The 12625-nt window shown below is 74.2% G+C and carries 9 protein-coding genes; 6 read left to right on the top strand and 3 right to left on the bottom strand.

Features of this window, described 5'->3' with window-relative positions:
- Positions 1-168: 168 nt before the first annotated feature.
- The 4 genes from ACQP17_RS29350 (at position 169) to ACQP17_RS29335 (ending at position 5265) form a co-directional block, all read left to right on the top strand.
- Positions 169-1032 (top strand): LysR substrate-binding domain-containing protein, encoded by an 864-nt coding sequence (locus ACQP17_RS29350; RefSeq protein WP_364881542.1) that lies wholly within the window; start codon positions 169-171, stop codon positions 1030-1032.
- A gap of 312 nt (positions 1033-1344) precedes the next feature.
- Positions 1345-3171, top strand: a complete 1827-nt coding sequence (locus tag ACQP17_RS29345) for an AMP-dependent synthetase/ligase (protein ID WP_433858978.1) — start codon at positions 1345-1347, stop codon at positions 3169-3171.
- A gap of 264 nt (positions 3172-3435) precedes the next feature.
- Positions 3436-4269 (top strand): aldo/keto reductase, encoded by an 834-nt coding sequence (locus tag ACQP17_RS29340; protein ID WP_433858977.1) that lies wholly within the window; start codon positions 3436-3438, stop codon positions 4267-4269.
- Between the two features lie 204 nt (positions 4270-4473).
- Positions 4474-5265: a VOC family protein gene (locus tag ACQP17_RS29335; protein WP_433858976.1), complete on the top strand. Its 792-nt coding sequence runs from the start codon at positions 4474-4476 to the stop codon at positions 5263-5265.
- Positions 5266-5316: 51 nt separating this feature from the next.
- On the opposite strand, the gene ACQP17_RS29330 is transcribed toward ACQP17_RS29335, so the two are convergent.
- From ACQP17_RS29330 to ACQP17_RS29320, 3 genes are all read right to left on the bottom strand, one after another.
- A complete protein-coding gene (locus tag ACQP17_RS29330) occupies positions 5317-7044 on the bottom strand; it encodes a hypothetical protein (protein ID WP_433858975.1) in 1728 nt (575 codons plus the stop codon).
- Positions 7045-7157: 113 nt separating this feature from the next.
- Positions 7158-9248, bottom strand: coding sequence for a hypothetical protein (locus ACQP17_RS29325; RefSeq protein ID WP_433858974.1), 2091 nt, complete (start codon positions 9246-9248; stop codon positions 7158-7160).
- A 130-nt stretch (positions 9249-9378) separates the two neighbouring features.
- Positions 9379-10290, bottom strand: a complete 912-nt coding sequence (locus ACQP17_RS29320) for a class I SAM-dependent methyltransferase (protein WP_433858973.1) — start codon at positions 10288-10290, stop codon at positions 9379-9381.
- Between the two features lie 415 nt (positions 10291-10705).
- Between ACQP17_RS29320 and ACQP17_RS29315 the strand changes: the two genes are divergently transcribed.
- Complete coding sequence (locus tag ACQP17_RS29315) at positions 10706-11134, top strand: DUF1266 domain-containing protein (RefSeq protein ID WP_433858972.1); 429 nt, start codon at positions 10706-10708, stop codon at positions 11132-11134.
- A 59-nt stretch (positions 11135-11193) separates the two neighbouring features.
- Entirely contained in the window at positions 11194-12573 is a 1380-nt protein-coding gene (locus ACQP17_RS29310; protein WP_433858971.1) for a cryptochrome/photolyase family protein, read from the top strand.
- The last annotated feature ends 52 nt before the right edge of the window (positions 12574-12625 follow it).

Below are 12625 nucleotides of genomic sequence, written 5' to 3'. Positions count from 1 at the left end.
GCCGCCGGCGCGGTGCCGCTGCGGCCCCGGTCCAGACTGACGCGACCTGCGACGATCGGGAACCCTGTTTACCATGGTCACTGCTATCACGCTTCACGATGAACGGTCCCCCGTGAACGGTCGGCGAGGAACGGCGCCCGGTGGCGGAGAGGCCGGGACGGAGGGTCCGTGTTCGAACCCGTGCAGCTGCGCACCTTTCTCGCCGTGGCGCAGACCCTGAGCTTCACGCAGGCCGCGCACCGGCTGGGACTGCGGCAGTCGACCGTGAGCCAGCACGTACGGAAACTGGAGGAGACGGCCGGGCGCCGGCTGTTCGCCCGGGACACCCACGGCGTGGAGCTGACCGAGGACGGCGAGGCGATGCTCGGCTTCGCCCGGACGATCCTGGAGGCCAACGAGCGGGCCACGAGCTTCTTCACGGGGACCCGGCTGCGCGGCCGGCTGCGCTTCGGCGCCTCGGAGGACTTCGTGCTGACCCGGCTGCCGGAGGTCCTCGAAGGGTTCCGGCGCGACCACCCCGAGGTCGATCTGGAGCTGCGGGTCGAGTTGTCGGGGACCCTGCACGAGCTGCTGGCGGCCGGGCGGCTCGACCTCGTCCTCGCCAAGCGGCGTCCGGAGGCGTCCCACGGACGGCTGGTGTGGCGCGACCGCCTGGTGTGGGTCGGGGCCGGGCGGCTGCGGCTGGATCCGCGGCGGCCGGTCCCGCTGGTCGTCTTCCCCTCGCCGGCGCTGACCCGCGCCCGGGCCCTGGAGGCGCTGGAGCGCGCGGGCCGGGAGTGGCGGATCGTCTGCACCAGCGGGAGCCTCAACGGACTGATCGCCGCAACCCGGGCAGGACTGGGCGTTATGGCACATACAAGGGGCATGATCCCGCCAGGTTTGGATGAGATCTCGCCACGCGCCGGTCTGCCGGAACTGGGCGGGGTGGACTTCGCTCTTCTTCATGGAGACCGTGACCGGGCGGCCCGTGGACCGGCCGAGGCACTCGCCGACGCGATCCTCGCCGGCGGCGACCGGCTCCAGCTCCCCTGACCGGGCGGTGACCGGTCCACCGGCCCCCGCCCGCCCTCCGGGCCGCCGGCCGAGCCGTCCGCGGCGGCGTCTCACCTGCACCGAGAGCACCATTTCTCACGTGCAGAGATTCGGTGCAGATATGGTCCCTGCGTCGTGATCGTCCGACGTTGAACCAGCGGGAACGTGTCCCCGCTTCTCCGAAGTAGCCCGTTTTCGCCGGTTGGCCAGTTCCCGTGCAGCCACTTTCGTGACGTGGTACGGCTCTGCCGGATGCGGTCACCGTGGGGTACGGTCGCGGCCTTGTGAGGAGCACCACGAGGAGCTGGGTCATTGCGCGAGTTCACCGTCCCGCCACTGGCGACCGCGCCCCGGGTCGGCGGGCTGGCGGACATCGTCTACGAGCACGCCGAAGCCGATCCCGGACGCGTCGCGCTGGCGCGTAAGGACGACGAGGGAAACTGGCAGAACGTCACCACCGGGCAATTCCGGGACGAGGTCCTCGCGCTGGCCAAGGGCCTGCTCGCGCAGGGCGTCCGGTTCGGGGACCGGATCGGCATCATGGCCCGTACATGCTACGAGTGGACCCTGTTCGACTTCGCGCTGTGGTCGATCGGCGTCCAGTCCGTGCCGCTGTACCCGACGTCCTCGGCCGAGCAGGTCTTCTGGATGCTGCACAACGCGGACGTCACGGCCTGTCTGGTCGAGCACGAGGACCATGCGATGACCGTCGGCTCGGTCATCGACCGGCTGCCCCATCTGCGCAAGCTGTGGCAGCTGGACGCCGACCCGGTGGCCGAACTGACCGCGGCCGGCGCGCACATCGACGACGACGTGGTCCACCGGCACCGCATGGCCGTCACCCCGGACGCCACGGCGACGATCATCTACACCTCCGGCACCACCGGACGCCCCAAGGGCTGCCTGATCACGCACGCCAATTTCATGGCCGAGTCCGACAACATGGTGCTCCGCTACGAAAAGGTCTTCCACTCCAAGCCGGGTGACGAGGCGGCCACCCTGCTCTTCCTGCCGCTGGCGCACGTCTTCGGCCGGATGGTGCAGGTCGCCGCGCTCCGCGGCGGGGTCAAGCTGGGCCACCAGCCCGAACTGGCGGCCCGTGCCCTGCTGCCCGATCTGCAGTCCCTCCAGCCGACGTTCATCCTCGCGGTGCCGTACATCTTCGAGAAGGTCTTCGCCGCGGCCCGGCGGCGGGCCGAGGCGGAGGGCAAGGTCGGACCGTTCGACAAGGCCGTCGAGATCGCGGTCCGCTACGCCGAGGCGCAGGAGAACAAGGCCTTCGGCATCGGGTCCGGCCCCAGCGCCTCGCTGCGGATGCAGCACCAGCTGTTCGACAAGCTGGTCTACAGCAAGGTCAGGGCGGCGATGGGCGGCCGGGTGCGGCACGCGATGTCGGGCGGCTCGGCGATGGAACGCCGCCTCGGACTGTTCTTCGCCGGCGCCGGCGTGCGCATCTTCGAGGGCTACGGCCTGACGGAGAGCACCGCCGCCGCCACCGCCAATCCGCCCGAGCGCACCCGCTTCGGCACCGTCGGCACCCCCGTGCCGGGCACCACCGTGCACATCGCGGAGGACGGCGAGGTCTGGCTCTACGGCGGGCAGGTCTTCCACGGCTACCACAACGACCCGAAGGCCACCGACGCCGTGCTGCACGACGGCTGGTTCTCCACCGGTGACCTCGGGGCGCTCGACGAGGACGGCTATCTGACGATCACCGGCCGGAAGAAGGAAATCCTGGTCACCTCCGGCGGCAAGACGGTCTCGCCGGTGGGCCTGGAGGAGCGGGTGCGGGCGCATCCGCTGGTCGCCCAGTGCATCGTGGTGGGCAACGACCGCCCCTTCATCGCCGCGCTGGTGACCCTGGACCCGGAGGCGGTCACCCACTGGCTGGCGATGCGCGACAAGCCGGAGATGCCGCCGACCGACCTGGTGCGCGACCCGGACCTGGAGACCGAGATCCGGCGCGCCGTCGTCGCCGCCAACACGCTGGTCTCCCAGGCCGAGTCGATCCGCACGTTCCGGATACTGGCCCACCAGTTCAGCGAGGAGCACGGGCTGCTGACCCCGTCGCTGAAGCTGAAGCGCAAGGCGATCGAGACGGCGTACTCGGTCGAGGTGGACGCGCTCTACGGGACGTGAGGGGCGCGCCGCCCGGGCGGGCGGCGGGTCCGGTCCGCCGGACGGGTGGCCGGGCCGGACCCGGGCGCCGGCCTCGTGGTGCGGTGTTCCGCCCCGGCGCGTTCACCCTCGGCGAACCCGGCGCCGCGCCCGGCGCCGCGTCCGGCCCCCGGCCGCCTTCCGCCGCCGGCCGGACGCATCTCGTGGACCGGCGCGGGAATGCGGGACCGCGGATGCTCGTTGACGCCCGTGAACGCAGCAGTCGACCGAAGGACCGATTCACCCGTGAGCAAGGTTCCGTCCATCACGCTCAACAACGGCATCGAGATGCCCCAGCTCGGCTACGGCGTCTGGCAGATCGAGGACGACCAGGCGTTCACCGCCGTCGGCCAGGCCCTGGAGGCCGGGTACCGCAGCATCGACACCGCGGCGATCTACGGCAACGAAGAGGGCACGGGCAAGGCCCTCGCGGCGTCCGGGCTCCCCCGTGAGGAGCTGTTCGTCACCACCAAGCTCTGGAACGGCGACCAGGGCCACGACGCCACACTGCGGGCCTTCGACACCTCCCTGAGCAAGCTCGGCCTGGAGTACGTGGACCTCTATCTGATCCACTGGCCGCTGCCGTCCCGGGACACGTACGTCGACACGTACAGGGCCCTGGAGAAGATCCAGGCGGGCGGGCGCGCCAGGGCGATCGGCGTCTCCAACTTCCTGCCCGGGCATCTGGAGCGGCTGCTGGGCGAGACCTCCGTCGTCCCGGCCGTCAACCAGATCGAGCTGCACCCGCAGTTCCAGCAGGCCGAGTCCCGCGCCTTCCACGCCCGACACAACGTGGTCACCGAGGCCTGGTCGCCGCTGGGTCAGGGCAAGGGCCTCCTGGAGCACGCGACGCTCGCCGAGCTCGCCGCCAAGCACGGCAAGACGCCGGCCCAGGTGGTGCTGCGCTGGCACCTCCAGCTGGGCAACGTCGTCATCCCGAAGTCCGTCACGCCCTCGCGCATCGCCGAGAACATCGACGTCTTCGACTTCGAGCTGGACGACACGGATCTGGCGACCCTCGCCGCGCTGGACTCCGGCAACCGCCTCGGCCCGGACCCGGCCACCTTCGACGCCGGCTGACCCGGATTCCCGACGGCGCCGCCCGGCCCGACCGGGCGGCGCCGCGGCGTACCCGAGTGGCGGGGGCGGCGGACGCCAGGAAGTGTGGAGGGTGAGTGCGGGGCGGCCCCGTGGCGTGCCGAACGGGGCCGGTACCCCTCCGCTTCGCCCTGCTCCTCCCCCGTGCCCCGCGCCGGGGGAGGTGCCCCCGTCGAGGAGGCCACGATGTCCGAAGTCACCGACCCCTACCAGCCCGGGACGCCTTGCTGGGTCGATCTCGCGGCCCCTGACCAGCAAGCCGCCATCGACTTCTACTCCCAGGTCCTCGGCTGGACCGGAAAGATCGGGCCGGCGGAGACCGGTGGCTACGCCGTGTGCGAGCTGCACGGGAAGCCGGTGGCCGGCATCATGGCCGCGGTCCCGATGGGCGGTCAGCCCGCGCCGCCGACGGTATGGACCACCTATCTCGCGGCCGCCGACGCGGAGGCCGCCTCCCAGGCGGTGAGCACGGCCGGCGGCACGGTCCTGATGCCCGTCATGGACGTGATGACGCTCGGCCGGATGGGTGTCGTGGCCGACCCCACGGGAGCGGTGTTCGGCATCTGGCAGGCCAGGGACTTCCCCGGCGCCGGCGTCGTCAACGAGGCGGGCGCGCTGATCTGGAACGAGTTGAACACCACCGAGCCCTCCGCGGCCGGGACCTTCTACCAGGCGGCCTTCGGCATCGACAGCTCTCCGATGGAGGGGGCCGAGCACTACTACGGCCTGACGGTGAACGACCGCCCGGTGGGCGGCATGCAGCCGATGTCCGCGCAGATGCCGGCCGACACCCCCTCGCACTGGCTGGCGTACTTCGCGGTGGACGACACCGATGCCACGGTCGCGAAGGTGACCGCGGCCGGCGGCGCCGTGCTGCAGGAGCCCTTCGACATGGTCGCCGGGCGGATGGCCGTGGTGACCGACCCGCAGGGCGCGACCTTCGCCGTGATCCACCCGAAGCCGATGCAGCAGGGCTAGCGGGTCCGGTGGCCGGGGCGGGCGGCGGCGCCGTTGTCGCCGCCCGCCCCCTCACGGCGGCCAGGTGAAGGCCACGTCGAGGGTGCGCGGTCCGGTGCGCACGAGCAGCCCGCCGGAGAGGTCCGCGGCGGTGCGCCGCGCGTTCAGCCACACCTGTACGGCGGCGCCGAGCAGCAGCGGGTCGAGGCGCGGCCCGGGGTCGCCGTAGGCCCGCCGGGCATGGGCTTCGAGCAGGGTGCCGCAGCGCCGCAGCAACAGCAGACAGCGGTCCTCGGCCAGGGCGGCGACGGCGACGTCGAGGCTCGCCCGGGGGCTGTCGATGCGGGCCCGCAGCCAGTCGGCGGGGGCGAGTTCGCCGTCGATGACGGTACGGGCCATGACCTCCGCCGAGGACCGCCACAGCCGGTGGGTCTCCTGCTCGGTGACCGCCAGGAAGCCGCGGGACTCGTCGTTGTCGTGGGCATCGTGGTCCTCGTGGGCCTCGCCCGCGAGGACCGGCCGGCGCCGCACGGCCACCGAGCCGTCGGGCAGCACCTCACCCGTCACATCGAAGGCCGTCGGCCCCACCCGCCGCTCGGGGTTCGGCTCCGGGACGGGGTCCGGCACGGGAGGGTCCGCGGGCAGCGTGATGTTCCGGTGGGCGAGGAACGGATACATCACCTCCTGGAGACGCCGCCCGGCCTCGCCCCGTGCCGCCAACTGCCCGTCCACCGGCGCCTGGAGCAGCTGCGGCCGGTGCTGCTCGGCGGCGGCCAGCAGCTGGGCCAGGAGGTCGCCGTCGGGGTCGAGGCGGGGCGCCGTGCGGCTGAAGGCGGCCGTGGGCGAGGCCGGGTCCAGTTCGTCGAGGCCGGTGGCGGCGAGCAGCAGGACGCGGTGCAGGGCGGCGGAGTAGAAGGTGGTGCTGCCGTGGTCCCCCACCACCCAGTCGCTGGCGATCAGCGCGGCACGCCAGCCCTCCTGCGGCGGCAGGACGAGCAGCCCGGCATCCATCGCCCGGGCCAGCCGCTGGTGGACCCGGTGCCTGCTGTGCCGGGCCCAGACGTTGGGGTGCAGGACGAGGGCGACCGCGAACTCGTCCGCCGGCAGGGCGGCGACCAGCTTCGCGGGCAGGTCCGGATGCCGCCCGAGCAGGGAGTGCTCGCTCCAGGTGCTGTTGACGACGACCAGCCGCCGGCCCCGTCCGACGCCCAGCCGGGCACGGTAGAGGTCGCGGCGGGGGCGGCTCTGCTCGATCCGGTCCCAGCAGTAGTCGCCGACCAGCCGGGCGACCGGGACGGCCTGGGGGCAGGTCCGGGCGAGCCGGTCGATCTGCTCCTCGTGCGAGACGCCGATCGCGGCGGGCAGCACCCGCCGCCCGCGCATCAGCTCCCGCCGGGAGAGCCCCGCGGGCGCGCCGGGCTCGCCGGTGGACTCGGTGACCAGCCGGTTGTACCCGGCGCCGTGCGGCATGACCAGCAGCGGGGCGTCCAGCTGCCGCATGGAGGGGTGCACCGCGCAGGCCACGGCCAGGTCGAAGCGCCGCCGGGTCGCCTCGCGCCAGCTGAGCACCCGGGCGCCCAGGCCGTCGAAGTAGTCCGCGAGTCCGTCGGCGAAGACCGAGCCCGGGTTGACGGTGTAGGACACCGCGATGCCGTCCTCCGGGCGCAGCAGGCGCATCACGTCCAGCAGCCGGGTCGCCGAGGTGAGGGTGCGTGCCACGCCGAGCACCTGGGCGTCCTCCGGCACGGTGTCCCAGCGCGACCGCCGGCGGCGGGAACGGCGGCTGGGCAGCAGGGACACGGGAGATCCACTCTCGGGGCGGCGGGACGGTGAGGTGGCGGCGGGGCCGGGGCGATCGTAGCGTCCGTACCGCGCACGCCGGGGAAGGGAGCTGAGGGCCCGGCAGGTGGCCGTCAGCCCACCGGCTCGCCGATTCCGGTGCGTTGGCGCAGCTCGCTCATCATGCGGCGGCCGGCGCGCTGGACCTGGGGGTTCTGGATGCGGTCGCCGAGTTCCACGGCGAGTTCCAGCGCCTCCTTCAGCTTGACCACCTGGCCGAGCCGCTCGGCCAGCAGCGCGGCATCGGTGACCGCTTCCAGCGCGTGCTCCAGGCGTCCGCCCGCCCGGTAGGCGCGGGCGCGCACGATGCCGATCCGCAGCGCCATGGCGTCGTCGCCCTCGGCCCGGGCCGTGGCCATCGCGCCGTCGAGCAGGTCCAGGGCCTCCTGCGGGCGGCCGGCGGCGAGGACCGCCTGTCCGAGGTTGTAGGTCTGCACCACGATGCCGTGGGTGTCCCCCTCGTTGGCGCGCAGGGCGCGGGTGAAGAGGGCGATGGCCTCTTCGGGGCGGCGGCGGGCGAGGCACAGCAGTCCCTGGGTCTCGCGGATCATGCCGGGCAGCCGGGCGTCGGCCACCGCGTCCAGGAGGTCTTCGGCGCCGCGCAGCTCGGCGTCGGCGAGATCGTACTCGCCCAACGAGTGGTGGGCGCGGGCGAGTTGATTGCGCATGCGGACCTCGGCGTCGATCCGGCCCTCCCAGCGTGCCGCCTCGATGCCCAGCCGGTGGGACTCGATCCAGTCGGCGTAGTGCTTGCGGCTGTGGTAAAGCGCCCAGAGCGATTCGCACAGCCGCCAGACCGCGTCGTGCCGCCCCTCGTCGGCGGCCATCCGCAGCACGGCCAGCAGATTGGCGCGCTCGGCGTCCAGCCACTCCAGTGCCTCGGCGCCGGTGCCGACGAGTCCCCGGCTGCCGTCGGTCGCCGCGCCGGGGGCCGGCGGGGCCTCCTGGAGGCGCAGGCGTTCTCCCAGGACGAGCCGGTCGGCGCGGGCCGCGGCGGTGAGATAGAAGTCCGTCACCCGTCGCCGCACCTCCCGTACGTCCTCCTCGGGGCCGGTCCGCGCGCGGGCGTGCGCCGCCACCACGTCGTGCAGCCGGAAGCGGCCCGGCGCGCCCGCCCCGACGGCCATGTGGGCGGTGCGCAGATCACGCAGCCCGTCCTCGAACCGGGGCACGCCCGCGGCCCCGGCGACGTCCGCGGTGAAGGTGGTGCCCGGGAAGGCGCCCAGGAACCGGTAGAGGGCCAGGGTGTGGGCGCAGAAGGTGGCGGTGACCGCGTCGAAGACGGCCGCGACCGAACGGCCGGTGTCCTGCTCGTCGGCCAGTGCGTCGACCACGGCCTCCAGGCTCATGTGCGGCCGTTCGATGAGCCATTCGCCGGCCGCGCGCAGCGCCAGCGGGAGGCCGCCGCAGGCCGCCACGAGCCGGGCCGCGGCCCCGGGCTCATCCCCGGGCGCCGTGCCCGGCTCGGCGGCCGAGTGCTGCCAGCGCCGCACCAGTTGCAGGCCGGCACCGGCGTCGAGCGGGGCCACCGTCAGCGGCATCGCGCCGTCCACCTCCAGGGAGGCCAGCCGTTTGCGGCTCAGGACGACGGCGAGCCCGTGGCCGGGCAGCACCGGCCGCACCTCCGCGGCGTGCTGGGCGTTGTCGAGGACCACCAGGAGCCGGCGGCCGGCGGTCGCCGAGCGGAACAGCGCGGACCGGTCCGTGGTGCCCGCGGGGATGAGGCTCTCGTGGACGCCGAGGGAGCGCAGCAGGGTGCCGATGACGCCGCCGACGTCGATGCCGCCGTCGCGGCGCACCTCGCCGAGGTCGACGTAGAGCTGTCCGTCGGGGAAGCGCTCGGCCAGCTCGCGCCAGACCCACTGGGAGACCAGTTCCGTCTTGCCCACGCCGCCCAGGCCGGTGATCACGATGGTGGCCGGCGGGCTGTCCGGGCCGTAGGAGGCGAGCGCCGCGCCCAGGGCGGCGAACTCGGCGGTGCGGTTGACGAAGCCCGGCCGGGGCGGCGGTACTTGACGTGGCGTCAGGGGCGCGGGTGCCGGCGCGGCGGCGAAGGTCAGGGACTCGATCCGGCCCGCCTGCACCACCGGGCCGGCCACGACCGTGTCACCCGAGACGGCATTACGGACCGATTCCCCGGCGCCGTCGCTCCTGTCGCTGTCCACCCGATCTCCCTCCATGCCGTCACCGCGCCCCGGGGGCGCGGGAGGTGCCCCCGTCGCGGTCCGCCGCCCAGCGTATTGCCTGGGCGGCGGGCGGCGGCCGGGTCCGCGCGGATCCGGCCCGTCCGGCCGTCTACTGGGCGCGGGCGGTGTGGACGGTCTGCGCGGACAGCAGGAAGGCGTCGGGGCGGCGGCCGATTCCGGCGGCGTCCTCGGGGTCGGTGAGGCGGGCGAGGGTGGTGCGGTCCTCCTCGTCGAACTGGTCGGCCCACCGCTCGGCGCCGCGGCTCAGGTTCGCGACGAGGAAGGCGCGGGCACCGTCGGACAGCGGGGCCGGCAGGTCGAGCAGGAAGCTGCGGGTGGCGGGGGTGCGCAGGCCGGCGTCGGCGAGGAACGCCTGCCAGTCCTCGGTCTCGTGGACGAAGCCGGGCAGCGCCTCGCGCATCGTGCTGAACCATTCGTCGGCGGCCGCGTCGATCCGCGACTGCAGCCCGGGGCGGCCGAGGCCGAGGTCCCGCGGGAGGCAGCGCGCGGGCAGGCCGCCCTCGCAGACGGCGAGCAGCCCGCCGGGTCGCAGATGGCCGGCGAGGTCGGCGATCGCCCCGCGCTGGTCACCGAGGTGGTGCAGGGCCTTGCTCGACCAGATGACGTCGCCGCCGCCCAGCGCGTCGAGCCCGTCGGGGAGGTCGGCGAGGTGGGTGCGGAACCGTTCGCCGAGGCCGAGGGCGGCGGCCCGGTCGCGGGCCCGCTCCAGCAGCTCCGCGCTGCCGTCCACCGCGACCACCTCGGCGGCCGGGAAGGCGCGGGCCAGCACGCAGCTGATGACACCCGGCCCGCTGCCGATGTCGAGCACCCGGCGTACCCCGTCGGGCCCGGCGCCGGTCCCGTCGGTGAGCAGCTCCCTCAGCCAGGCCGCGGCCTGTTCGTGCAGCGGCGCGTACAGCTCGGCTTCCTGTTCGAGGTGCGAGGCGAGCGTGGCCCAGTCCGCGTCGGTGCCGTGGTGGGACGCGTGGTGATGCCCGGTGGGGTGTTCGTGAGGACTCATGCCGGCGAGCCTGCGGCACCACCGGCGCCGGTGCAATCTTCCTTGCCGTTCCGGCAACCCCCGGCTCCGGCGGACGGCCGGACGGCTCGTACGGTCCTGCGGTGACCACTCCGGGATGGATACCGCCGACGGACACCGAACGGCTGCTGTACGACGCCGCGGCGCGGGGCGACCGGGACGGTCAGCTCGCGGCGATCGCCGGCGAGGACCTGTATCTGGCGGTACCTCAGCAGGGGCAGGACCCGCTGCCCGTCCACGACGACCCGGCCGTGGGCGACCGCTGCATCCCCGTACTGACCCGCGGCATGCTCCCGCCGTGGCACCCGCAGCAGCTCTTCGACCGGGTGTCGGTGGAGGAGCTGGCCCAGGACTGGCCGCACGACACATGGCGTCCGGCGGTCAACCCCGGGACCCCGTGCGCCGCGTATCCGGACGCCTCGCCCGCGCACCGCACCGGCCGGCTGCAGCACCGCGCCCGGGCCGGGGTACGGCCCGGCGGGCTGCTCGTCACCCAGCCCGCGGACGCCGATGCCGGGACGCCGGCCACCGCCGGGTCGCCTGCCTCGTCGCGCTGGACCACGCGCACGCCGTCGGCCTCGTCCGCCGGGGCCTGGGCGCCCGGCTGTGCGGGCCGCACCAGGCCGAGCAGGCCGTCCGGCAGGCCGGCGCCAGGGCCCGCGAGGCGTACGGCTCGTGGGAGGAGTTCGCCGCGGGCGACGCGCTCGGCCGGATGCCGGCGTTCGACAACGGCACCTTCGGCCCGGAGTACGACCGGGCCCTGCACCTGCACCGGGTCCTGACCCAGGACCCGTCCTCGCCGTGGCGCGGTCTGCCCTTCGCCTGACGGCCGGAGTGTCCGCGGCGGCGGGCTCGTGCGGCACGCGTTCGGTGTAGACGTAGGGCATGGACGTAGCGGTTTGCCTGTTCAGTTCCGATCTGCGGTTGCACGACCAGCCGGTGCTGCGTGCCGCGCTGCGCTCCGCGACCAGGGTGGTACCCCTGTTCGTGGTGGACTCCGGGGTGGCCGACGCCGGTTTCACGGTGCCCAACCGGGCGGCGTTCCTGGCCGGTGCGCTGGCGGATCTCGACGCGGGACTGCGGGAACGCGGCGGTCGGCTGGTCATCCGTACGGGGGACGTGGTCACCGAGACCTGCCGGGTGGCGGCGGAGACCGGCGCCGGACAGGTCCATCTCGCGGCCGGGGTCAGCGGCTACGCGCTGCGCCGGGAGCGGCGGCTGCGCACGGAGCTGGCGGAGGCCGGACGGACGCTGGTGGTGCACGACGCGGTGATCACGGCGCTGCCGCCGGGCGCGGTACTGCCGTCCGGGGCGGGCCGGGACCACTTCGCGGTCTTCACCCCGTACTTCCGGCGCTGGCAGGCGGAGGGGGTGCGGCCGGTGCTGTCCGCGCCGCGGTCGGTGCCCGTCCCGGAGGGGGTGCGCGCCGGGAAGCTGCCGTCGGCGCAGGACCTGTGCCCGGGCGGGAAGGCGTCGCCGGCGCTGCCGGAGGGCGGTGAGCGGGCGGGGCGCCGCCGGTTCGCGGCCTGGCAGCGGTCGGGCCTGGCCGACTACCAGGACCGGCAGGACGATCTGCCGGGCGACGCGACCTCCCGGCTGTCGCCGTATCTGCACTTCGGCTGTCTTTCGGCGGCCGAGCTGGTGCACAAGGCGTCCGCCCGCCCGGACGCCGGCGCCGCGGCGTTCGTCCGGCAGCTGGCCTGGCGGGACTTCCACCATCAGGTGCTGGCGGCCCGCCCCGGCGCGGCACACACCGACTACCGCCCCAGGGACGACCGCTGGCGCCACGACGAGGACGAGCTGCGGGCGTGGAAAGGGGGCCGCACGGGGTATCCGGTCGTCGATGCGGGAATGCGGCAGCTGCTGCACGAGGGGTGGCTGCACAACCGGGCCCGGATGCTGGTGGCGAGCTTTCTGACCAAGACGCTCTATGCGGACTGGCGGGTGGGCGCGCGGCACTTCCTGGATCTGCTGGTGGACGGCGACGTGGCGAACAACCAGCTCAACTGGCAGTGGATGGCCGGTACCGGCACCGACACCCGCCCCAACCGGGTGCTCAATCCGCTGGTCCAGGCCCGGCGCTTCGACCCGCAGGGCGACTACGTACGGCGCTGGGTGCCGGAGCTGGCCGGCCTGCCGGGCGCGGCCGTCCACCGGCCGTGGAAGCTGACCGGGGCGGAGCGCGCCGCGTACGACTACCCGGATCCGGTGGTGGATCTGGCGGACGCGCTGGTGCGGTTCCGGCAGGCACGCGGACTGGAGTAGCCGCGGCGGGGCGCGGCCGGTGTGTCCCGGCCGGCCCGCCGGCGGGGGATGA

Origin of the sequence: Streptomyces kronopolitis (assembly GCF_050953795.1) — a bacterium.
Taxonomy (GTDB): domain Bacteria; phylum Actinomycetota; class Actinomycetes; order Streptomycetales; family Streptomycetaceae; genus Streptomyces; species Streptomyces kronopolitis_A.
Note: the sequence above shows the minus strand (reverse complement) of the source record. Positions and strands in the feature narration are given on the sequence as shown.

What these genes read in the sequence shown, in the direction of transcription:
- ACQP17_RS29335 (WP_433858976.1), top strand. Translation starts at nt 4,474, where the DNA reads ATGTCCGAAGTCACCGACCCCTACCAGCCCGGGACGCCTTGCTGGGTC.
- ACQP17_RS29320 (WP_433858973.1), bottom strand. Translation starts at nt 10,290, where the DNA reads ATGAGTCCTCACGAACACCCCACCGGGCATCACCACGCGTCCCACCAC.
- ACQP17_RS29310 (WP_433858971.1), top strand. Translation starts at nt 11,194, where the DNA reads ATGGACGTAGCGGTTTGCCTGTTCAGTTCCGATCTGCGGTTGCACGAC.